The 24,023-nt window shown below is 47.3% G+C and carries 19 protein-coding genes; 7 read left to right on the top strand and 12 right to left on the bottom strand.

The genetic code is table 11. The features are described from left to right. Positions 1-37: 37 nt before the first annotated feature. The 4 genes from ACYVGR_RS15955 to ACYVGR_RS15940 all read left to right on the top strand — a co-directional run bounded on the left by ACYVGR_RS15955 (position 38) and on the right by ACYVGR_RS15940 (position 5,010). Positions 38-1,651 carry a DHA2 family efflux MFS transporter permease subunit gene (locus tag ACYVGR_RS15955; protein WP_460958359.1) on the top strand — a complete coding sequence of 538 codons (1,614 nt, stop codon included), beginning with the start codon at positions 38-40 and terminating at the stop codon, positions 1,649-1,651. Positions 1,652-1,724: 73 nt separating this feature from the next. Then, a complete protein-coding gene (locus ACYVGR_RS15950) occupies positions 1,725-3,059 on the top strand; it encodes a TolC family protein (RefSeq protein ID WP_460958357.1) in 1,335 nt (444 codons plus the stop codon). Positions 3,060-3,238: 179 nt separating this feature from the next. Further along, positions 3,239-3,469, top strand: coding sequence for an acyl carrier protein (locus ACYVGR_RS15945; protein WP_460958435.1), 231 nt, complete (start codon positions 3,239-3,241; stop codon positions 3,467-3,469). Positions 3,470-3,669: 200 nt separating this feature from the next. Next, a complete protein-coding gene (locus ACYVGR_RS15940) occupies positions 3,670-5,010 on the top strand; it encodes a DUF4249 domain-containing protein (protein WP_460958355.1) in 1,341 nt (446 codons plus the stop codon). Positions 5,011-5,013: 3 nt separating this feature from the next. On the opposite strand, the gene ACYVGR_RS15935 is transcribed toward ACYVGR_RS15940, so the two are convergent. From ACYVGR_RS15935 to ACYVGR_RS15910, 6 genes are all read right to left on the bottom strand, one after another. Beyond that, positions 5,014-5,727 (bottom strand): 2-phosphosulfolactate phosphatase, encoded by a 714-nt coding sequence (locus ACYVGR_RS15935; protein ID WP_460958353.1) that lies wholly within the window; start codon positions 5,725-5,727, stop codon positions 5,014-5,016. A gap of 119 nt (positions 5,728-5,846) precedes the next feature. Continuing rightward, positions 5,847-6,953: a glycine cleavage system aminomethyltransferase GcvT gene (gene gcvT, locus ACYVGR_RS15930; RefSeq protein ID WP_460958351.1), complete on the bottom strand. Its 1,107-nt coding sequence runs from the start codon at positions 6,951-6,953 to the stop codon at positions 5,847-5,849. Between the two features lie 195 nt (positions 6,954-7,148). Then, a complete protein-coding gene (locus ACYVGR_RS15925; protein WP_460958349.1) occupies positions 7,149-8,609 on the bottom strand; it encodes a TonB family protein in 1,461 nt (486 codons plus the stop codon). A gap of 57 nt (positions 8,610-8,666) precedes the next feature. Further along, a complete protein-coding gene (locus ACYVGR_RS15920; RefSeq protein WP_460958347.1) occupies positions 8,667-10,115 on the bottom strand; it encodes an energy transducer TonB in 1,449 nt (482 codons plus the stop codon). A gap of 69 nt (positions 10,116-10,184) precedes the next feature. Next, positions 10,185-10,838, bottom strand: a complete 654-nt coding sequence (locus ACYVGR_RS15915; protein ID WP_460958345.1) for a deoxyribose-phosphate aldolase — start codon at positions 10,836-10,838, stop codon at positions 10,185-10,187. Between the two features lie 98 nt (positions 10,839-10,936). Beyond that, positions 10,937-12,817 (bottom strand): pseudouridine synthase, encoded by a 1,881-nt coding sequence (locus ACYVGR_RS15910; protein ID WP_460958344.1) that lies wholly within the window; start codon positions 12,815-12,817, stop codon positions 10,937-10,939. Positions 12,818-13,064: 247 nt separating this feature from the next. On the opposite strand from ACYVGR_RS15910, the gene ACYVGR_RS15905 reads away from it, so the two are divergent. Further along, positions 13,065-15,062 (top strand): acetoacetate--CoA ligase, encoded by a 1,998-nt coding sequence (locus ACYVGR_RS15905; protein ID WP_460958342.1) that lies wholly within the window; start codon positions 13,065-13,067, stop codon positions 15,060-15,062. 65 nt (positions 15,063-15,127) lie between these two features. Here ACYVGR_RS15905 and ACYVGR_RS15900 read toward each other — a convergent pair whose 3' ends face one another. Continuing rightward, positions 15,128-15,679: an RNA polymerase sigma factor gene (locus ACYVGR_RS15900; protein WP_460958340.1), complete on the bottom strand. Its 552-nt coding sequence runs from the start codon at positions 15,677-15,679 to the stop codon at positions 15,128-15,130. A 194-nt stretch (positions 15,680-15,873) separates the two neighbouring features. Next, entirely contained in the window at positions 15,874-16,416 is a 543-nt protein-coding gene (locus ACYVGR_RS15895; protein WP_460958338.1) for a class I SAM-dependent methyltransferase, read from the bottom strand. A gap of 219 nt (positions 16,417-16,635) precedes the next feature. Between ACYVGR_RS15895 and ACYVGR_RS15890 the strand changes: the two genes are divergently transcribed. Further along, on the top strand, positions 16,636-17,778 hold the full coding sequence (locus ACYVGR_RS15890) for a hypothetical protein (protein WP_460958336.1): 1,143 nt from the start codon (positions 16,636-16,638) through the stop codon (positions 17,776-17,778). Between the two features lie 243 nt (positions 17,779-18,021). On the opposite strand, the gene ACYVGR_RS15885 is transcribed toward ACYVGR_RS15890, so the two are convergent. From ACYVGR_RS15885 to ACYVGR_RS15870, 4 genes are all read right to left on the bottom strand, one after another. Continuing rightward, positions 18,022-20,472: a 3-hydroxyacyl-CoA dehydrogenase/enoyl-CoA hydratase family protein gene (locus ACYVGR_RS15885; RefSeq protein WP_460958334.1), complete on the bottom strand. Its 2,451-nt coding sequence runs from the start codon at positions 20,470-20,472 to the stop codon at positions 18,022-18,024. 51 nt (positions 20,473-20,523) lie between these two features. Continuing rightward, a complete protein-coding gene (locus tag ACYVGR_RS15880; RefSeq protein ID WP_460958332.1) occupies positions 20,524-21,123 on the bottom strand; it encodes a nucleotidyltransferase in 600 nt (199 codons plus the stop codon). Between the two features lie 7 nt (positions 21,124-21,130). Next, on the bottom strand, positions 21,131-21,601 hold the full coding sequence (locus tag ACYVGR_RS15875; protein WP_460958330.1) for a MarR family winged helix-turn-helix transcriptional regulator: 471 nt from the start codon (positions 21,599-21,601) through the stop codon (positions 21,131-21,133). A gap of 175 nt (positions 21,602-21,776) precedes the next feature. After that, positions 21,777-23,033, bottom strand: a complete 1,257-nt coding sequence (locus ACYVGR_RS15870; RefSeq protein ID WP_460958328.1) for a peroxiredoxin family protein — start codon at positions 23,031-23,033, stop codon at positions 21,777-21,779. A 77-nt stretch (positions 23,034-23,110) separates the two neighbouring features. Between ACYVGR_RS15870 and rsmH the strand changes: the two genes are divergently transcribed. Beyond that, positions 23,111-24,016, top strand: coding sequence for a 16S rRNA (cytosine(1402)-N(4))-methyltransferase RsmH (gene rsmH / locus ACYVGR_RS15865; protein ID WP_460958326.1), 906 nt, complete (start codon positions 23,111-23,113; stop codon positions 24,014-24,016). Positions 24,017-24,023 lie beyond the last annotated feature (7 nt).

Here is a 24,023-nt window from a genome sequence, read left to right as displayed (position 1 = left end):
CCTCTACTCCCCTTCCTCCCACTCTCCTTAAAAAAACATGGCAACTCAAACCTTGGCTCCTCCGGCGCAAGCGAACTTACCTACCGGATTAAAGCGGTGGATTATCGTCGTGACGGCCATTTCGGCAGCCATTCTTGAATTAATTGATACGTCCATCGTGAATGTCGGCTTAACCGACATCGCCGGTAACCTCGGCGTTACGATCGAAGACGTGTCCTGGGTAGTAACTGCCTACGCTATTGCCAACGTCATCGTGATCCCGATGACGGGCTTCCTGCAACGGTATTTTGGTCGTAAGAACTATTATATCGGCTCCATTATTCTGTTTACGGTTGCTTCGTATGGCTGTGGTTTCGCGGACAACTTATGGGTGCTGGTTTTCTTCCGATTCTTACAAGGCGTTGGCGGAGGGGCTCTTCTCTCGACATCCCAGGGATTAATGTTCGATGCGTTCCCCCCATCCCAACGACCGCTGGCTTCGGCCTTGTTCGGTATGGGTATTGTTCTCGGTCCCACCTTAGGCCCTACACTCGGTGGCTTTATCATTGATAATTACCACTGGAGCTGGATGTTCTACATCAACGTTCCAATCGGTATTGCGGCTGTGCTTTTAAGCATGGCCTATATCGACAAGAAAGCTGATGAAATCAACATTAACCGTAAGGCGATTAACATTGACCAGATGGGTATTCTCCTGCTCGCCGTTGGTATTGGAAGTTTGCAATACGTACTGGAGCGGGGCGAAGCTGACGACTGGTTCGACAGTGAAGCTATTTTTTGGCTAACAATTGTTGCTGCCATTGCCATTCCACTCTTCATCTGGTGGGAACTCAGAGCAACCAAAGACCCTGTCGTTGACTTACGGGCCATGAAAAACCGCAACCTGGCGATCGGCTCTATTCTGATGGTTGTAATCGGCTACGGCCTGTTTACATCAGTGCTGCTCTATCCTCTGTTTGCCCAGCGTATTGTCGGGTTAACGGCTACCCAAACGGGGCAACTCCTGATTCCGGGTGGCTTAGTAACGGTACCCATGTTTGCGCTGGTGGGCCGATTACTGGCCAAAGGTGCATCGCCCAGATTGATTGTTGCTTTGGGCTATGTTGCTTTTGCCTCCTTCTGTTTTATCATGTCGACCTATAATATGGATGCCTCCAACGGCGATTTCATTACGGCACTTATTATTCGAGGCATCGGATTGGCATTTGTCAACGTACCGCTTATTAATCAGTCAGTATCGACGCTGTCGCCCCGTGAATTGCCTACCGGAATCGCGATCGTCAACATGATGCGGCAGGTAGGTGGAGCGTTCGGGGTGGCAATCACAAATACTTATGTAACGCAACGCACAGCTGTTCACCGGGGTGACCTGGTTACGAACCTGCAACCGGGCGAAATGCTAACCAGCGAACGCCTGACGGCTATGACGCAGGCGCTGGTCGCGAAAGGTATAAATGCCCTCGATGCGGCAACAGGAGCCTATAAAAATCTTGATCTGATTATTTCAAGACAGGCACTGATGCTATCGTATCTGGACACGTTCAAGTTAGCGGGCTTGTTTTTCGTTGTTTCGTTCCCGCTGCTGTTTTTATTAAAACGGAAAAAGATGGATGCAGCTACCGCTAAAGCCATCGCCGATTCAGCTCACTGACCATTGGTAGCCGGTTTATGATGGCTAACACATCAACCATTCCATAAACCGGGTACTACAAACTCCTTCAAACATGCACTCCAAGCTTTTAATAATACCTATGCTCCTGGCAACAGGAGTCCTTCAGGCTCAGAATCAGCCAACTCAGCTTCCCGATGATTTACGGGCGCTGGTACAACAGGCCAATGCCAATTATCCGGTTCTGAAACAGCAACAACAGCAAATTCAGGCCAACGAGTTGCGAGTGGATATTGCCCGCACCGCCATGAAACCAAACGTATCGGGAAACGCCAGCTACCAGTACCTCAATCCGGTAGCGAAGGCAACCCTGCCCATTGATGGTGTAGATCGAACGCTCCAGTTTCAGCCCAACCACAACGTAAATGCTTACGTAGGTATCGGACAAACTATTTACGATTGGGGGCGTACGAATGCCGCCACACGGCAGGCTAGCGATAATGTACAAGTATTACGGAGGAGCCTGGAAATTACCCAGCAATCACTGGCGTATCAGGTTGCGGCAGCTTACTATGGTGTTGGTTTTCTGCAACGGAGCTTAGTCGTTCAGGATTCGGTTATCCGCACAGCCAGCGCCAATGTTCGTTTACTAGCTACTCGCCTGCAAAATGGTGATGCGCTTCAATATGACGTGCTTACTCAGCAGGTTCGGGTGAAAGTTGCGCAGAACCGTAAGATTGAGATTCAGAATCAATTAGAGCGGCAGTTGGCAGCACTTATCTACCTGACAGGCAATCCGAATCCAGACATTAGCCGAGCGGTGGAGCAATTCACCTTAGAAGCCATGTCGGGTCGCACGCCAACGCAGATTTTTGCTCTGGCTAATGACAGTCAAACAACATTAGCTGGTAACAAAGACGTTCAACTGGCCCAGGATCGCGTTCGACAAGCTGAAACCGATGTTTTGGTCAATAATCTGGCTGGTCGCCCTAGTCTTAGCTTCTCGGGTTCGGCTGGTTTCCGGAACGGTTATTTGCCCGAAATCAATACACCGAAGTTCAATATCGCGGCTGGTGTAACGTTGGCCGTTCCCATTTATTCTGGGAAACGCTACCAATTACAAAATCAGGCAGCTCAGTTAAATCTGAATGCCAGTCAGTATGCCGTTGAGAATGCCAACGCTCAGGTACGGCAGAGCATTGCCCAACTCAACGCCGATATCCGTAGCAACCAAACTCGTTTGGCTAACCTCGAAACGCAGGTAGAACAAGCCCAGAAAGCACTCCAGATTGCCAACGCACGTTTGCGGAACGGTGTGATTACGAACGTTGAACTCCAAAGCGCCGAGACAGGCGTAGAAGAAGCTGAATTGGGGCGCCTGAATTTCCAATATCAATTGATGCTCAATCAACTAGAACTAAAACGACTACTCGGCGAATCGTTGCTGTAAACTTCAGTCATACAGACGATTAACAGAAAAAAGATGCTCGTGATAGCGTATTACCGGCGATTGTCAATCCGCTAAACCATGATTTAAAAACTGTTAAAAAATCGGGAGCGCACATACTAAATCGAACAAAAATGGCTTCTATATATAAAAACAAGAGGCTGCAAAACATAAATCGTATGATGAAGGAGCGAGTTATTGAGATTCTGCATGGATTTGGGGTTCAGGAAACCGCCATTACCGACCAAACTCATTTCACCCGCGATTTGGGTCTGGATAGTCTGGACACCGTCGATCTGATTATGCAGCTCGAACAGGAATTTGGCATCCGAATTCCCGACGAAGATTACGACAAACTGACGACGATGAAAGGCGTCATGGCTTATCTGCACGGCGAACAAGCTGTAGCCTAATCCGCAGAAAGCGCCCAAAGTCCATTCCTTATTGGCTGCGACTTTTCCTTATTCACAAAATAATCACCCCACTAATCGGAACCTGAACAAACCCGAATTAGTGGGGTTAGTTATGTTTAGATACTGTCGTTTCGAATAGACCGTTACCAGTAAAGCAGCGATAAAATAGCCTTATAGGTATACTCAATGTATAACTATCCATGCGCTCGGTTCTTTCTCGACTAGTCGTTTGCTTCTCAATTCTCTTTCTGCCACTTGCCTGTATAGATCCGGACGACAGCGCTTTACTCAGCACGAACGATATATTGGTTGTAGACGGCACAATCACCAATCTGGCTGAAGCCCAAATTATTCGCCTTAACCGATCAAAAGCAAATCCTCTTACGGGGAAATTCGGGACCACACCCATTACGAAAGCAACGGTGATCGTCGTTGTTGATTCATCACTACAAATTGCCTGTCATGAGACAATTGATGGCAGTTATCAACTACCCATCGACTTTAAAGGTCAGGTTGGTCATGCGTATCAACTTCGATTTACGTTGAGTGATGGCACTCAGTATGTGTCTAGCCAACAAGTGATGGAGGCTGTTCCATCCATTTCGAAAGTAAGTTCACGATTTAATCCGAAGAGTCTTCCCGTTACTCAGTTAGATGGCTACACAGCTGCTCATGACATCTTTATCGAGAGTCAGGACCCAGCTCAGGAGCACAATTATTACCGATGGGACTGGAAACTCTACGAACGCCAGTATTGGTGCCGAACCTGCCAAAATGGAGTTTATGCCGTTCATAAAATCTTGCCCGGCGTCTATAACGCAGATAAATATTTCAAGTATTTTGTAGCTGGCGACGAACTCTACGAAGACTGCTTTGTGCCTTCTCCTGGATTATCACAGATCGATTCCAATGCGCCGGTTGTCCCTACGGAGCATTGGAATTATGATTATCCTTGCCGAACAGCCTGCTGGGAAATCTTATACAATAATGATATTCAGGTCTTTGATGACCGTTATTCAAATGGCAATCTGATTAGCCAGCAACGAGTAGCACAAATTCCGTTTTACGATTACCAGCCCGCTCTGGTCGATGTTCGTCAGCTCTCATTAACCCCAGACGCCTACCAGTATTATAAGTTGTTTGCTGACCAGAGCCAGAAAACAGGAGGTTTATCCGATACTCCGCCAACGGCTTTGGGTGGCAATGTTCATCAAGTAGCCAATCCCAAAAAACAGACCATAGGCTATTTTACGGCTTCAGCCGTTTCGCAGATGCATTACTGGCTCGACCGGGCCGATCGGCAGGGGTTTGCTTATGGCGCTTTGGACCCTACCGGTCCCCACCTTAATGATGGCGATGATTTGTTTTATGCGCTCAATAATCGTCGGCCAAGTCCCGAACCTCCTCCGCTGTATATTCTGGATGAGCATCGCCCAACGCCTAAAGTCAAGATTTGGCCGTATGCGGATCGCCCGCCCACGGCTCCGTGTTTACAGAGTGACAATCGAACACCCTTTAAACCCGAAGGTTGGCGAGAGTAAATACTATTTCACCTCCATGTTGACTAACGAACTGCCCCGCAATACGGGTATTACATCGTAGAGGTCGTGTTGCAAACAGTAAGCAATGTCTTTCTGAATCCCGAGCCGTTGGAGCCGTCGGATGTGCGATGCATTTGCCATGTACCCAATCAGGTTATCTTTCCCTTGTACGTACAGTCGCCACGCCATAATCGCGCTATCTTCTGCCATGGCATAGCTGTCCTTCAGTCGATCTACTAAAGCGCCTGCAAAGAGCGTATCTTCCAGATTCACACGCCCTTTCCAGCCCGCACAGAGTACCATGACATCGTAGCCTTCTGTTTTTAAATACCGTACCAACGCGTCCAGGTTCAGGAACGACCCGACCAAAACTTTCACTGCCGATCTCGACTTGGTAATAGCCAACGTACCGTTGGTAGTCGTCATGGCTACGTTTGCCCCCCGAATACGTTCATCCATGTAGGTGAATGGCGAGTTATCTAACTCAAAGCCGTCAACTTTTTTGGCATTTCGTTCAGCAGCAGCCAGATAGCCGCGTTCCTGCAATTGTCGGCACTCCTCAACTGTGGCAACAGGGGTGATACTATTGACACCATAGGCAAAGGCCGTAACCATGCACGAGGTGGCCCGGAATACATCGGCCACAACGACTATCGTATTCTCAAACGTGTGGAGATGCAACAAATCCGGGGTAAAGCAAACGTCAATTTGTTTCATATTGTCTGAACCGGGATTTTTATGATTTAACTGACTGACTTTGATTTTTTATGACTTTGCTTTCAAGGAAAGCCGAAGGCTAAAATCAAGGTCGGTCAGTAAAATCACATAAATCCTGGTTATTTTTTAACGAAAGGGAGTTTAACAACCTGGGCTTTGAGCAGCCGATCGCGAACCTTCACAAAGATTTCGGAGCCAGGTTTGCTGAATGCGGTTTGAACGTAGCCCAAACCAACACCTTTACCTAAAGTTGGTGACTGCGTACCAGAGGTCACTTCACCGATTTGATTTCCATCGGCATCCGTCAGTTCGTAATGGCCGCGTGGCACACCCCGATCCAGTAATTCGAAGCCAACTAATTTACGCGGAACGCCCTGCGTTTTCTGCTCTTTCAGCACGTCGGCATCAATGAAGTCGTGGGTAAATTTCGTGACCCAGCCAAGTCCAGCTTCAATAGGCGATGTTTCGTCGGTGATATCGTTTCCGTAGAGATTGTAGCCCATTTCGAGTCGGAGCGTATCGCGAGCACCCAGGCCGATAGGCTTGAGACCATAAGGTTCGCCCGCTTTCACAATGGCATTCCAGACATCCTCAGCCTGATCATTCGAAACGTATATTTCAAAACCACCCGCACCCGTATAGCCTGTTGCCGAGACAATTACATTGGCACAACCGGCAAAATCGGTTTTCTCGAACGTATAATACTCCATCGAATCAAGATCAGCGGGGGTAAGCGACTGTAGCGCTTTAGCAGCCATTGGCCCTTGTACCGCAAACAGGCATGTATCATCAGAGACATTGACCATGCTCAGTGGTGCGCCATCGCGATCATAATCTGATGCGTATTGGCTAATCCAGTTCCAGTCTTTTTCGATGTTCGAGGCATTGACCACGAGCATATATTCGAGATCGCTGATCCGATACACCAGAAGGTCATCAATAATACCACCCCGACCATTTGGCAGGTAACTGTATTGCACTTTACCGTCATACAGGATGCTGGCATCGTTGGCCGAAACTCGCTGAATAAGTCCTAGTGCGCCTTCGCCTTTAAGGATGAACTCACCCATGTGCGAGACATCGAAAATGCCCACGGCATTACGAACCGTGTTGTGTTCGTCGAGGTCTGAAGTATAGCGAACGGGCATCTCGAAGCCCGCAAACGGCACAATCTTAGCGCCTAATTGCTGATGAATATGATGAAGGGGAACTTGCTTAAGAGACATGTACGCAGAGGTTATCCGGCAAATTTACAAACAGATTACGGTTTTAACTTCTGCTTGTTCAGATTAGCACTAGTGCTTTACCAAAGTAGATCCTGTTAATTCTATCAGATTCTATTGACGATATTCTATTGATATTCAACAGCTAAACTGTCATTTAGAATCAAAAGAATCTCTAGAATCTAAATTGGACAAGTACTAATCCAGTGAAAAATTGATTGGTATGATGTATTTAATCTTGGTTTTCTTTCCGCGTTGTACACCAGGCGTCCATTGGCCGCTCATCTTTTTGACCACTCGCAAAGCCTCTCGGTCTAAATCGGATTGGACGCTTTTTACCACTTCATAATCACACAAGGAACCATCGGTACAAACAAAGAAGCTAACAACAACCTGGCCTTCCACTCTGCTATCCCGAGCACCACTAGGGTAGTGTAAATTCTGGCTTAAAAACTGTTTTAACCCCGACATTCCCCCCGAAAACGCGGGCAATCGATCCTCTACTTGATAATCGTTCGGCTCCTCTCCAGCTATGGTTGATTTCCCCGCAAGCAAAACGCCTTTGTCATATTGTTCTTCATAGGCATATGAGCTGTCGGCATACTGGCCCGTCCATATGTCTTGCTTAAAATAATCCTTGTAAAGACCCTGTTCGATCACCGATGTTTCCGATTTTTTATCTCTGTAGGATTTTACGTTCCGACGATATACCGCCCACCCGTTTCCGTTTTTAACCATCTGGCGCCCCGTACTATCCCAAACTGAGGTCACTTTGTCAATGATCATTGGCGACGGGTTATTATAATTTGTAATCACTTCCTGAACATGTCGAATCTGACCGTTTGAATACCAGGATACAATTGCCTGTTTATCGTCATCATATTCCTTCCGTTCGGCAATTGCGCCATTGGCATGATAAACGAACTGCTGCCCGAACAATTTTCCCGTCTTATAGCTACTGGCCGTTAGTCGGTTTCCTGCTGCATCTACCGTATAGATATCCCCATTCAATTTTAGTAGCGCCTGCTGATGGCCAAGCAAATAAGAAGGTTGGCCTGCCAGATTAGGTTGTGGATTTTTTATACGAACGAGCGTGTCACGCGCATACTCTTCCCACTGTTGATTAATGAACTTATAAAGCAATAGATCGCCCGTAGGTAAGCCATTGGTATCCAGTGGGCTAACTTCTTTAAATTTCACCCGCTGATTGCTATCAGGCAGCACATTGATGTCGGCATCCAGGTAGGTTATTTTTGAGCCATGTTCGTACTTAAAGGGTGCATTCGGTTTGAACACAATCGGCATACTTATTTGTTGTCGAACGACTTTACCGCCTTTCTGAGCCGGTTTCCACGCACTGTATAGGCTAAATACACGCATGGCTTCACGATCCAGATCGGGGCGAATACTTTTGACAACTGTTATGCCCGACACGTGTCCGTCTGTTTCGACAACGCCACTTAATACCACAATGCCACCAACGCCCTTGGCTGCAGCCGCTATTGGCTTCCGTAAGTTTGCCTGAAGGAACGTATTAAAGGTCGTTACTCCACCGCGTGGAATAGCAGCACTGCCCACCTCAAACGATTGATAGACAGCCTGTTGAGCACTGACTACTGAGCAAGAGAGAAATAGGAGAAGAGAAAGAAGAATCTTCATGAGGGATAGTACCTGAACCTGATGATGGGTTATACAAACTAGACAGTGGGTACCAGATTAATGCAAAGAAAAGTTGATTGGCAGGTTGTATTTCACATTGATCTTCTGTCCACGTTGATGGCCTGGTATCCAACGACCACTTGTAGCTTTTAGAACTCGTATAGCTTCTTCATTTGTACCGTGACCAAGACCTTTTACTAGATCGATATCTATAACTCGCCCATCAGCATCGATTATGAAACTAAGAAACACCTGTCCTTCGATTTTAGATTGTTGGGCTTCAGGTGGATAATGGAGGTTTTGCGCTAAGAAATTACCTAATGCCTGCATGCCTCCCTTAAACTCTGGTACCTTTTCAAGTACTGTGTACGTTATTGTATCCCCTCCCAGTAGACATGACTTCCCTTTTTGGAATACTCCTTTGTCGAATAACTCTTCATAATAAAATGACTTATCCTCGTATTGCCCTATCCAGATACCTTGTTGAAGACCATTTTCATAAGCTCCTTCTTCTATAACTACTGTTTTAGGCAATAAACTGGAATACGACCTTACTTGCTGTTTATGGTTTACTCGCCCGTTCCCGTTTTTTACCAACTGCTGGCCCGTTGGAGTCCAGAAGGCCTTAACCGAACTCATGAATGATTTGTCTGTAAGGCTTAAATAGTTATTAACCTTAATTTCCCTAATCTGGCCATTGTCATACCAGGAAGTAGCGATAAAACCTCCGTCAAATTCTTCTCTTTTTTCAGACACCAATCCATTTGAACTGTAATGCACACCTTCACTTGTCGGCGCCCCATTCTTATAAAAATACTTATAGATAATCGACCCCGACTTAGTTAGTAGTATGACCTCACCATCCCACCGATGGCCATCACCCTGGTAGCCAATCGTAGTTGTTGATTGGTCAGACGCTCCTTGAGACTCATTAACCTGACGTACAAATGGTATACGATACTCTTCTTTCCAATTGCCGCCTTTGCCTTTGTAAACCACAATGTCGCCATTAGCCAAGCCGTTGCTATCTAAAGGAGCCTCCTGTTTGTAACGCACCTTGTCGCTACTATCAGCAAGAGCTTTTTTATCACTGTCATAATAGCTAACCTGGGCTCCGTTGTTGTAAATAAATGGAGGGTTAGGTTTGAACAGAACGGTAGTAGTAATCTGCTGGCGGACGGCCTTTCCGCCTTTAATACCAGGTTGCCACGCCTTAAAAAGCCTAAACACCCGCATGGCCTCCCGATCGCAATCGGGGCGCAGACTATTAACAATTTTTACATCAGAGACACTACCATCTAATTCAACAATAGCACTCAAAATTACGCGACCACCTACTCCTTTTGCTGCAGCAGCGATTGGCTTGCGAAGATTCGTCTGGAGAAAAGTGTTCAGAAGGAGATTACCTCCGCGAGGGGCAGCAACACTATCGACTTCAAATGATTGATATACTGTTTGTTGGGCAATGGCAGATGAGAAGAAAAGAAGGAAGAAAATAATTTTCATAAAGTGCGGAATTGAACATAGGCCGCAAGTTATGAAAAGGACTTATTTCTCCAAATATTGTTGAATGCTTTACGCTGGAAGACTACTTAATGAAAGCCGCTCCACCCCGGCAGCAATTAATTCTTCCAGTTGTGACTCCGTAGCACCATCTGCCACTACTTTGACGCCTACAGATTTAGGAACACTGGCTCGAAATTGTAGCGATTGGGTATGATTGTAAAGCGGGCGCGTTGAATTGACGATAAAGCCCGTTGAATTTTTGATAAAATCAGCTCCGGTATCGGTCGCTAGTTTTATCATTTTCTGAAGCTGCTCAGGGTCGAGCAAAGAGGACTCCAGAATAACCGTAAAAAACTTCTCCTGAGCATGAACCAGTGCTACTAATTTCGCTAGTTCAATTTTGAGCCAGACGGAAGCCGGAGAAAACAAGGCCGACGTATTCAGGACTACTTCTATTTCGCTGGCTCCATCTTTCAGCGCCCATTCAATTTCAGTCTGTTTAGCTTCAGTACGCTGATAACCAAATGGGTAGCCAATAACGGTCGAAAGGATTGCCGGATGGGTTTCTCCCAGTTCGCGACGGAATTTCTTCACCCAAAACGGCGCAACAGTCAGGCCAGCCATGCCTAGTTGCATTACCTCATCGAGCGCTTCGTACTGCTCGTTAATCGTCACCCCAGGATGAAGTAACGTCCGCTCGATGTAGGGGAAGAGGTGATTCATACGATTCAATGAGTGAAAGAGCGAATGAGTGATTGAGTGAATAAAACTACCGGCTGGTATTCACTCAATCACTCATTCGCTCTTTCACTCATTAAAAGCTAAGAATTAAAGTACTTCAACTTAACCACCTCTTTAGGATCGAGGAAGCGCCATTTACCACGAGGTAATTCTTTCTTGGTCAGGCCAGCGTAGGTGGTACGGTCAAGCTTGGTCACTTCGTAGCCAAAGTTTTCAAAAATCCGACGTACAATCCGGTTACGACCTGAGTGAATTTCAATACCGACCACATAGGCATCCGGTGTTACAATACTGAGTGCATCTGGCTTGATCGGGCCATCTTCCAGATCGAATCCTTTTTTGATTGCCTCAAAATGCTCATCTGTAATTGGCTTATCCAGCTCAACCTGATAGATTTTACGAACATTATACGATGGGTGCGTTAACTTATCGGCCAGTTCGCCATCGTTGGTCATCAACAATAGTCCCGTAGTGTTCCGGTCTAGCCGACCTACTGGGTACATACGGAAGCTGCCCGCATCGGCCACGAGTTCCATAACCGTTTTGCGTTCGTTTGGATCTTCCGTTGTAGTGATGTAATCCTTGGGCTTATTCAGCAAAACATAGACGAAGCGCTCTGGATTCAGTACTTTGTTACCAAATTTAACCGTATCGCCCTCTTTTACTTTGTAGCCCATTTCGGTAACGACTTTGCCATTTACCGAAATTTCGCCCTTTGCAATGAGCTCATCGGCTTCCCGACGTGAGCAAACACCAGAGTTAGCAATGTAGCGGTTCAAACGGGTTTGCACTGGGCCGTCGTTGCGCAGTCCTTCGTTATGTGATCCGTCGGTTTGGTCTTCTGTACGTCTTACCTTTCCTCCTCCACTCTTCCGGTCGATACGGCGCTCTTCCGTGTTTCCACGGTCTTTGCGCGACGCTGCATTTTCACGAGCTAATTCCAGGTTATAATTGGGGGCTTTGGTAAAGTTGCCCGTCCGCCGATCGCCAGAATCTTTGCGTTGTTGTCCAGAAAAACGAGAATCGCCCGTTGACCAATCACCACTCCGTTGATCATCATTACCAAAGCGGTTTCGCGCATCGGCTTCCCGATTGAAACCACCTACCCGTTTGAAGGTTGGTTTCGAGGACTGTCCATCGCGCGAGAACCGAGATGGTTTATCAGACCGGTCGATGCGAGCCCGGCGTGAATCACCCTCAGAAGATCGACCTTTCCGATCAGTATCCCGTGGGCCACCTTCCCGATTAAATCGGGGCGAGCTAGTTGGCCGGTCGTTATCCCGATTAAAATGCTCACGATCAGGACGATCATTGTTAGAACGTTCAAAACGAGGAGATCCAGTTGGGCGCTCATCCCGACTCCGGCGCGAATCGCCGTCATTATCCCGGCTGAAACGCGGTTTACGATCATCGCCATCCCGGTTGCTGAACCGATCTGGCCGGGGGCGATCATTATCAAAACGGGGAGTTCTGGCTAGGCGCTCGTCGCGATCAAAGCGATTATCGTTCCGATCCCGATCAAAACGAGGAGTCCGTTCAGAACGGTTTGTATCGCGGGAGTTATCTCTATTAAAGCTAGGTCGTTCGTTTGAGTTACGGTCGAAACGTGCGGGTCTTGACCCTTCGCTACCGTTCTCCCGTTGCCGGTCGCCGGAACGGAAGCCTCTGCTTCGGGAGTCGTTATCCCGGCTAAAACGGGGCGAATCGGATGAGCGCTCATCGCGGCTCCGGCGATCATTTGAGTCTTTATTGAAGCGTGCTGATCCGGTTGGGCGTTCATCGCGGCCTCCCCGGCGTTCGAATTTGTTATCCTGTGGTCGAGCCGAATCGTCATTGCGGCTACGGTTAAAACGTGGTTGTCCGGCGCCTTCGCCGTTACGGTTACGACCGTCATCCCGACGGCTAAAAGAACGTGGCTCACCGTCACGGCGCGGTTCGTTCTGATCTGAATCCTGATTCATGGAAAAATACAGTAAATCACTTGTTTGTATGTATAAATAGTACTGATTGTCAGCATTCTTATTGAGGAAAGTGCAAAACGGGCCACAAAGGTAGGGCTTTTAAAGACAACCCAACTATACCTCGCTTTTCCTAAACGCTTTTTCTTTCAAAAACAATCCAAGATGGTAGTCAATCGTTAGTCAATTGTCGACGATAAGCCCATCGTTTGCGCTCAACTATTGACTAACGACTACTGACTTTTCCTTCATGCCCCACCCAACGCTATCGCCACTCTATACGCCCGACCGCCGTACAACTAGTCAGTCGCTCATGAAGCGGTATATGGACTGGCTTTTTATAAAAAAAGGATTGTATTTCCGCGATTATGACGACCTCTGGGACTGGTCGGTAACGGATCTGGAAGATTTTTGGGAAAGTATCTGGCAATTTTTCGATGTACAAAGCCATACCCCTTATCATCAGGTCGTTTTTAGACCCAATCGGGTCGATATGATCGGAACCGAATGGTTTACTGGTGCTACGCTCAATTACGCCGAACACATTTTCAGGCATAAACCCATCCAAACCCGTGGCGAACGAACGCCCGCTCTGCTTTTTGCTTCCGAACGACATTCACTGACAAGCGTATCCTGGGAGAGTTTGGAACATCAGGTAGTCGCCGTAGCAACCCATCTTCGGCAACAGGGTGTGGGCGTCGGCGATCGAGTCGTAGCCATGCTACCTAACATTCCCGAAGCAATCGTTGCGTTTCTGGCAACAACCAGTATCGGTGCGGTCTGGTCAAGTTGCTCACCCGATTTTAGTACGGCCAGTGTTCTAGACCGTTTTCAGGAACTGTCACCCAAAGCACTGTTTGTTGTCGATGGCTACAGTCATCATGGCGAGTTGATTGATAACACTGACACGATTAGCGAACTGTGCCGTCGTTTGCCAACGCTGAAAACCCTGATCTGGATACCCTATCTGGACAATACCAGTAAGTTTACGGGCAGAACTGCTACCAACGTTATCCTCTGGCATGAAGTTCTGGCCATCGAAACGCCCGATGAGTTAGTTTTTGAGCCGGTCCCTTTTGATCATCCACTCTGGATCTTGTATACATCCGGCACTACGGGCAAACCGAAAGCAATTGCACAGAGTGTAGGCGGCTGCCTGCTCGAGCACTTGAAAGCCCTGGCATTGCACCAGGACGTACGTGTGGGCGATCGTTATTTCTGGCACACTAACCCAGGCTCGATGATGTGGAATTTTGCCATAGGTTCTATGCTAACGGGGACTACCCTTGTGCTTTACGATGGCGTGGCTAGTTACCCTACTCTGAACGTACTCTGGCAACTAGCCGAAGAGGCACGGATTAATCATTTCGGCAACGAAGCGATCTATTACATGGCTTGCCAGCGAGCAGACTTAACCCCCATCAATACAAGCAAGCTCACTTACCTACGAACAGTTAGCTCAACTGGATCGATTTTACCACCCGAAGGTTTTCGATGGATTTACGAATCGGTGAAGCCAACGATCTGGTTAACAGCACTTAGTGAGGCCACCGACATCTGTAGCAGTTTTGTAGGTGGCAATCCCCTCCTACCTGTGTATGAAGGTGAAATTCAGTGCCGTTGGCTGGGTAGTAAAGTCGAAGCAGTTGATGAGCAGGCCAAGCCCGTTCGGGGCAAGTTAGGCGAGATGGTTGTTATGGAACCGATGCCTTCGATGCCCATTTACCTCTGGAATGATCCGACAAACAGCCGATACCAAACGAGTTATTTTGAGGAATATCCCGGCAATTTTTGGGCTGGCGATTACATTCAAATTACCGAACGAAATGGTATACTCATTCATGGCCACGCCGATGCAACTCTCGAACGCCAGGGTGTACGCATCGGCACGAGTGAGATTTATAATGCTGTCGAACGTTTTGCCGAAATTGCGGATAGTTTAATAGTAGGCCTTGATCAGCCAGGGAAGGGCTATTTCATGCCCTTGTTCGTTGTGATGAAGAATGGGGTTCCGCTTACGAACGAGCTGATTAAGCGCATCAAACTAGCACTTCAGACGCAACTCAGTGTGCACCATGTACCTGATGCCGTATATCCGATTTCAGAAGTACCTTATACAATTACTGGTAAGAAACTCGAAACATCGGTACGCAAAATTCTGTCAGGAATGGATATATCACTGGCGACGAACAAAGACACGCTCCGAAATCCAGCGTCCTTACGCCAATTTGCGGAGTTTGTAAAGTGAAGCTGTGAATTGGGAATTGTGCAGTCAGATGTAAGTAACCGACATCACAGAGAGGCTGATGCCTTCTAACTATTGTATAGTTGAGCGTACAGCCGTTGTATTTTATCACGACTTCGTTTGAGTCGCATTTTAACTGTGCTTGGATTAAGCTCGTATAGGTCAGCGATCTCGTTAATACTTAACTCGTCTTCATATTTAAGACGCAATAGAGACCGTTCTTTATGCGACAGTTGTGCTAACACCCGATTGATCAATTGTACTGTTTCTTCATGCACCTGCCCCTCTTCGGATTCGGGAATATTCTGATTGAGTTCTTCTTCAGTGGTGATAAAATTAGATCGCTTGGCTATACGAAGCTGATCGGAACAGTAGTTGTAGGAAATGGCGTACAACCAGGTAGAAAAACTTGACCGTTCCTGAAAAGCCTCTAGCCGGTTAAATACCTTCAGGAAAATATCGTGTGTAAAATCTTCCGCTTTTAACGGGTCTTTCGTCATGGATAAACATCGACGATAGACTTTGTTGACGTAACGATTATAAAGCGTCTCGAAACAGTGATTTGGCTGACTAGTTAGGTACTGGCGGATCATCTCCTCATCGCTTATTGAATCAGTCATAGTTGTGTAGTTAAGATTTACTCCTTGGGTCAGGTATTCTAACTAAAAATACGCTTGGATGGGTCCTTAATGATTCGTTTAAGATACCTAAAATATATTAAAAGGTATAAAATTTTCAGGTCATCTAAAAATAATCATAGTATACACCCTATAAAGCCTATGTAATATAAAGAAGGGGCCACAAAAACATACTACTAATGAGCCCGCCCACGAACAGCTAACGCGCTGTATAGCATAGCTCTGCCATAAATGGATGCCTGTTCTCCTAGCTTATGGATGGTCTGATAGCCAGTACGTTTAACTAAATTAGCTAATGTATGATAGCTTACCGGATAGGGTACCCAGGTCGGAATTGACTGATCGGTATCGTATTCTACAGTCAGAAAATAGCTTAACTCCGCGAGGTACTTATTCATTTTTTCCAAAAAGGCAACCTGGTCCGACACATAATGCAGAGCGTTCGCCATCAGGAATCCATCTAGTTTGGAAAGTGGAAATTCCTCGCGAGTGAAATCCATTGCATACGTTTCTAGCTTCACCTGATTATGAAATGCCGGGATAGCCTTAAGCGCAGCTTTATTGGTATCAATCGCATAAATGGTGCTGCCAGGTGGTAGTAAACCCGCTAACGCCAGGGTAAACGTACCGCTGCCTGCGCCCAAATCGGCCCATACCATACTGCGCCCTGTCTCTATATACGTATTCTGTAATAAATTCGAAGCCTGTTCTGCTGTCATAACAATGTCAATTATGCTACATTTAGTAGCGCTGACTAGCCAGTTCAAGCAACTAATTACTATTTTTTTGTTTAACCCCAGAGGCACAGAGAATAAAAATAAAATTCTGTGTTCTCTTTGGCTAAATAGTTTTTCCTAAGTTAGCCAACTTGGTAAGTTGTTAATGGGGTTTAATTTTACCCAAATTATATAGCTTCATTCGAGGAGGTTCTCTAAGCGATGGCAACACAACCACAACAGCATATTATTCAGATTGGCACCAAAAAGCAACAAGCCATTCTGTCGAAATCGCAGAAAGAGTTTAATCGGCTGATCAAAAAAATTGAAACGCTGGGCCAAAGTCTACATAGTTTGCGGGAAGCAGCTCAACATATTCAGCAACGTGTGCAAACCGACTATCGACCGCTGCTGGAACAATACAGTCGTTTCCGGGCCGATCTGGTCCGTGTATTCGATCGAGCTTATGAACGCAAAGAGTTTACAAAAACTGAAAAGAAAAAACTGGTTGATTTAATCCAGAAGATGGCCTTCGAGTTGATCGATGTACATGGTCTGGACGAACTCAAGCCTATTTACGACAAATACGATTCAGATGGATTCGATCAAACGAACGCCGAATCGGACCAGCAAACGGCGGATTTAATGAAAGAAATGATGGGGAGCATGTTCGGGATTCAGTTCGAAGATGATGTTGATGTGAGTGATCCCCAGAAAATGACGGCCTATGTCCAGGAACAATTAGCACAACGGGAAGCTGCCGAAGCCGAACGTCGCCAACAGGCAGCCGACCGAAAAGCGAAAAAGCCCAAAACTGAAAAACAACAGGAACGCGAGGCAAAGAAACTGGCCGAAGAACGGAACATTACCAAAGCCGTTCGAACGCTTTACCTAGATCTGGTAAAGGCGTTTCATCCCGACCGAGAGCCTGATGAGGCCGAGAAAGCGCGCAAAACCGAAATCATGCACCGCGTGACGGAAGCTTACGAAAAAAGCGATCTGCTGGCCCTGCTCCGACTTCAGCTTGAGTTCGAACATATCGATCAATCACATCTGGAAAATCTTGCCGAAGAACAGCTTAAGTATTACAACAAGATTTTACGACAGCAGGCGCAGGAATTGGATGATGAATTCTTTGCCTTACAAAATGACCTGTCGGCCATGACAGGCAAACCTGCTTTTGCGGTTAATTCACCTATTGCGCTGGAGTTTAGCCTGAATAGTGATATCGCTCAGTTGAAACGGGATATCAAACAAATCAAAGCTGACCTTAAAGCTCTTGCTGAGCCAGCGGTATTAAAGCAATGGCTAAAAACCTATCGCATTCAAAAACCCGATGAATTCTCGTTTTTTGATTTGATGTAACTGATCCACTATAAACATTTCATGAGGCATCGGCAGATCGCGTAGCGATCAAATGTTTATAGCAAAAAATAGATGCTCCCTACTCAGCATGCCGTAGGTATGCCACATTACTTGGTTGCATACCTACGGCATACTGAATCTCCAACTGATCTATTTTCTATAAACGTGTCATGCCTACAGCATGAAAAAGAAATGCCCCGAGTTAAGATTAACTCGGGGCATCAATTAGATGAATTTATCTTATCAATTCCGCAACGCCTTGCCGCCTGTCAGCAGGCTTTGAATCCGTTCCAGGGTTTTCTTTTCGCCGGTTAGCGACAGAAAGGCTTCCCGTTCCAGATCGAGCAGGTATTGCTCCGATACGTTTTGTGGACTGCTCAAATCGCCACCGCAGATGACGTAGGCCAGTTTGTCGGCAATTTTCCGGTCGTGGTCCGAAATGTAACGTCCCATATGCATGGCCGTAATACCCGCTTTGAACAACGCAATACCCGTTTTACCCTGTACTTTAATGTCGGTGCGTGGTTTGGGTTGTGTATACCCATTGTCGGCTAGTTCGATAGCCGCTTGTTTGGCTTCAGCAAGCAGACGACTACGGTTCAGCACAATCTGGTCGGTTGAGCGGAGGTAGTTCATTTCGCGGGCTTCCTGTGCCGAAGTCGAGACTTTCGCTGTAGCGATGTTCATGAACACATTTTGCAGGATATTCAACTCAGGATCACCCGTTTGGTAGAGATCCGATGCGCGAGCCGCCATCTCCTTAGTGCCCCCACCCGCCGGAATCAGGCCAACACCCACTTCGACCAGACCAATGTAACTTTCGGCGTGGGCCACTACACGGTCGGCGTGTAGTACGGCTTCACAACCGCCACCGAGTGTCAGTGTGTGGGGAGCCACAATAACCGGAACCGACGAATAACGCAGACGCGCGATGAGTTTCTGGAATTGCGCAATCATCAAATTCACTTCGTCGAACTCCTGCTCTACGGCAAACATGAACAGCATCGCCAGGTTAGCTCCTGCCGAGAATGCCTCGGTTGAGTCGTTCCCGACAACTAATCCCCTGAAATCCTTCTCTGCCAGAGCGACACCTTTATTCAGCGCTTCGGAAACTTCCTGGCCGAAGGTGTTCATTTTGCTACGGAATTCGACATTCAGGATGCCATCGCCGAGGTCAACGATGTTAGCCCCTGCGTTTTTCCAGACAATGTTGTTACTCAGGTTTTCCAGAATCGTGAATGCTTCTGTTCCCGGAATCGCCTTGTAGCTTTTTGTTGGAATGTCGTAGTATTTCCGCTTGCCGTTTTCGACTTTATAGAATTGATCGAAGCCCGCATCGAGCATGTCGTACACCCATTGGGCGGGTTTCTGACCGAAGGATTCGATCAGCTCAACCCCTTTCTTAACGCCAATGGCGTCCCAAGTTTCGAACAAACCTAACTGCCAACCGAAACCAGCGGTAATGGCGGCATCGATCCGGTAGAGTTCGTCCGAAATTTCAGGAATGCGGTAGGTGGCATAGCGGAACCCGTCGGCAAACGTCTTCCGGTAAAACTCGCCCGCTTTGTCTTTACCCGCAATCAGTACCGGGAAGCGTTTCTTGAGGTTATCAATGGCCTTCGTACTTTCCAGCGTCGCGAATTTTACTTTTTCGGACGGCTTGTATTCAAACGTTTTCAGGTCAAGCGCCAGAATCAGGGTCTGACCTTTCTCATCTTTCGTTTTCTTATAATAACCCTGGCCGGTTTTATCGCCCAGCCATTTGTTTTCCATCAGTTTCTGCACCGAAGCAGGCAACTCAAACGATGAGCGCGACTCGTCGTGCTCCATTTTTACAAGATTACTCGCCACGTTGACCGTTGTATCCAGCCCGACAACATCCGACAGTCGGAACGTTCCCGACTTCGGGCGACCTACTACGGGACCCGTAAGTTTGTCAACTTCCTCAACCGATAACCCCAGTTCTTCGGCCACACGAATGGTTTGAATCAGCGACTGAATCCCGAGTCGGTTGGCAATAAAACCGGGCGTGTCTTTGCACAAAACGGTGGTTTTGCCCAGGTACAAATCGCCGTAGTTCATTAGGAAATCGACAACGGCGGGGTCGGTATCGGGGCCGGGAATGATTTCGAGTAAACGCAGGTAGCGGGGTGGGTTAAAGAAGTGCGTTCCGCAGAAATTCCGGCGAAAATCTTCACTACGGCCTTCAACCAGTAGGTGCATCGGAATACCCGATGTATTTGAAGTGATGAGCGTGCCCGGTTTACGAAACTGTTCAACGCGCTCATAAACAGAGCGTTTTATATCCAGCCGTTCAACAACTACCTCGATTATCCAGTCGAAGCTGGCAATGTCTTTCAGGTTATCATCAAAATTACCCAGTTTGATTCGGTCGGCGAATTTCGGGCTGTACAAAGCGGCTGGGCTAGCTTTCAGCATCGTCTGGAAAGCATCATTCACAATCCGATTCCGAACCAGTGGGCTAGCCGTTGTTAAGCCTTTGGCCTGTTCTGCGTCATTGGGTTCTTTAGGAACGATGTCCAACAGCAATACATCGACACCGATGTTCGCAAAATGAGCCGCAATCCGCGAACCCATAATACCTGAACCCAGCACAGCAACGCGCCGGATCGTTCGATTTTTCGTTTGAGCGGTGCGCCCCTCCGATTTTGCTTTTTCTAAGGTAGCTTCCATGGTTTAGTTTTACTCGGTAATTCGACATATGACTACAGGATAGAATAGCTTTTATCCTTCCTGATCGTCGTTTCGATCTTTTAGTTTGATTAATTCTTCCACATCACCCAGGTCTTTAGGTCGACCAGTTGCTAACTTTTCGGTAATTAAATCGTTCAACTGAATCACTTTAAACGATACGCCATCGAAAGTCACATCAATAGCGCGTTCATAGCAGGCATCGAAATCAACCTCGCTGAAGGCCTTAAGTTGGTAACCCATATCCAATGTGAATCCGTATTTTCCAATGGCTACCGATGTCCAACCAAAGATCAAAGGGACATCTTTTAAATAAGCGGCTCCAGCTACATCATTATCTTCCAGCGCCCGAATCAGGTTCGCTTTTGTTTCCTCATCCGACTTTAGCCACAAATCCATATCCTGCGTTGTACGAATATGTCCGTGAACAACCCCTGCCATACCCCCTACCAGTAAAAACTGAACAGCATGCTGATTCAGACTCGTCAATAAGTGCAATACATCATCATCGGCAATGTTCATCGGCTTTGGTGGGTTTTTCGGATTAGCATGATAGAGTTTTGATGCCATCCCCATCAAACGCGTAAACGCCTTAAGTCGATGTTCTGTAGTAGTAACGAGAATGGCAGGCATACATCTATCAGTCTAGGGGTAGTTCTTCAGTCTCAGAAGCTTTGATGCGGGCGTTCTCTTCTTCAACCATACGGTTGATTTCTTTCATAACATCCAGAAAGACAACCAGTTTATCGAGCGGAATGCGCTCCCGAATCATGTTATTGAACTGAATAACGCCGTCGCGAGCCATCTCACGCTTGGATTTTCCTTCATCGGTCAGGTAGATGCGAACGAAGCGTTTATCATTGCCATCTACTTCCCGGCGAATCAGTCCACGTTCTTCCAGATTTTTGAGCATTCTGACTAATGAACGCGGCTCCATACCCAGCAGAGGGCCAATTTTGGTGGCTGGGGTACCTTCTTCCAGATCGATATTAAGCAGCACATAGCCAATCGCCATGGTAATGTCGAAGCGGGCTGCATAGGCATTGTACATGCGCGAAATGGCATGCCAACCCCATTTTATATGAAAATCAACCGTTTTCTCCTTTTTCATGATAGGTGTCGTCCTGATCTTAGCTGGACGTAAATCTACCACTTTTTCCGAAAAAATAGTATGCGTGCATACTGTCCGAACCGGGATTTAACAAGATTAAAAAGATTTTAAGGATTAATTGTAAGTGTTAAAAATCTTGTGAATCCTTTCAATCTTGTTAAAATCCCGGTTCGGACTACTCCGCCACCAGTTTATCCACTAGCCGGTTAAATTCTTCAATGTATTGTTCGTAGTATTTACCCGTGCCTGGGCCAGAGAAGCCCGTGTGAATATGACGCACCTGGCCTTTTTTGTCGATGAAAATGGTGGTTGGGAAAGCCACTACTGCGTTCAGATCGGGTAGCGCTTTGGACGCTTGTGCTTTGTCGTTTGTTCCAGCTAACACGACGGGATAATCAATTTTGAACCGTTGCTTCATTCGCTCGATTTTTGGCCCTGATACAGCCATTTCGGGCGACCGCTCGAACGATAAGCCAACGAGTTCAATGCCTCGACTTTTGTTCTTTTTGTACCACGGACTCATAAAATTAGTCTCGTCCATACAATTCGGACACCACGACCCCATGATCTGTACAATCGTCACTTTGTTTTTGAACCGAGCGTCGGACAACGAAACGATGTTGCCGTTCGGTTCAGGGAATGAAGCATTGAGCGTTTTTGAACCGGGTTTTAAATATGTGAGTTTGGCCGGATCGGGAAGATCAGCTTTGGGATCGAATTGAGCGGCCCAGGCTTCGTAACCCGCAATGCCCGCCCATAAACCTCCTTTGAGTGTTTTCGTCGCCGGATCGTGCTTCGCCTTAAATAAATACACATGCGAGCCATCGAAGCAGGACAAAAACAGACTGTCGCCCACAACGGCACCCGACAGATAGCGATAATCGCCGGTAGGCGTCAGAAACGTACCAGTAAGTCGGCTACCTTTCTGATCAAATACGCCCACTGCATTGACCGTATCCACTTTCCCGGTTTTGCTACCAAAATCCGTGGCCCATTTCCCCGTTAGGTTGGTGGTTACAGCACGTGTAGATTCTTCGACCGGTGTAAAGCGATATGTTACGCCATGTTGGGCTTCAAACGGCAGCGTTTGTGGAGGCAACGCAACTCGCCGTCTCCGAAATACCCCCCTTAGCGTATTACCGTCTATCTTTGCAACCAATTCTGAGTCAAACAGGGCCATCGGTATCCGTAGGGAGTCGCCTTCAATGGTAGCTGGGTCCATCGGAAGGCGTTCGTTGCCATTTAAAGCAAACACCGTGTAGGTTTTAGGGTTGTTCGCGGCTGGCTTAATATCCAGCCCAAACGGTAAATCACCCCCACGGGTTTTCAGAACAGCCCGATACGTACCAGGTTTGACAGTTGTTGATTGACCAAGGCCAATCGTTGGTAACGACAATAAGGCAATGGCAGCGATAGGAAGGAGTTTTTTCATGTTTTTAGCAGGTTGATCAAGACGCAAAAGCGGACTGACAAAACCAACAACGACCACTAAAGAAGGTTAGTTTCTGAATGAGCAATTACCACGAACCCGTTTTATTACAGGCCTGTATCGATGGGCTGAATTTGCAACCCGGCGGCACTTACGTCGATATTACGTTCGGTGGCGGTGGACATAGCCGTGAAATTCTGAATCAACTGGAGGGGGGACGTTTGTTCGGCTTTGATCAGGATGCCGACGCCCGCGCTAATGCCCAGGCCATTGGCGATTCCCGACTGACGTTTGTGGCCTCGAACTTCCGCAACATCAAACGCTACCTCCGGCTCTACAAAGCGGAACAGGTAGATGGTATTCTGGCCGATCTGGGGATTTCGTCGCACCAGATCGATACCCCCGAACGTGGTTTCTCCACCCGCTTCGACGCTGACCTCGACATGCGTATGAACCAGAATGCCGACCGCACGGCCCGGCAGGTTGTCAACGAGTATTCGGAACCTGAACTGCACCGAATTCTGGGGATGTATGGCGAGATTACCAATGCCCGCACAGCCGCAGCCGCTCTGGTATCGGCCCGCTCGAATAAGCCTTTGAAAACCGTAAACGACCTAAAAGCGGCCCTGCAACGCTATGCGCCACGAGGCAAAGAGAACAAGTTTTTTGCGCAGGTATTTCAGGCATTACGTATTGAGGTAAACGAAGAGTTACAGGCTCTGGAGGAGTTTTTAGAGCAGGTACCTGACATTCTGAAACCCGGTGGACGGCTAGTCGTTATGTCGTATCATTCACTCGAAGATCGATTGGTGAAGAACTTCATCAATAAGGGTAAATTTCAGGGCGAAGTAGAAAAGGATTTATTCGGCAATGACATCAAACCGTTGCAATCCGTAACGCGCAAACCCATCGAAGCTACGCCCGAAGAAATTGCCCGCAACCCGCGCGCCCGGAGCGCCAAGCTGAGGATTGCTGAGAAGATTTAGAGAGGGA

This window comes from Spirosoma litoris (assembly GCF_054776755.1).
This window is presented reverse-complemented; position numbering and strand designations above follow the sequence as displayed.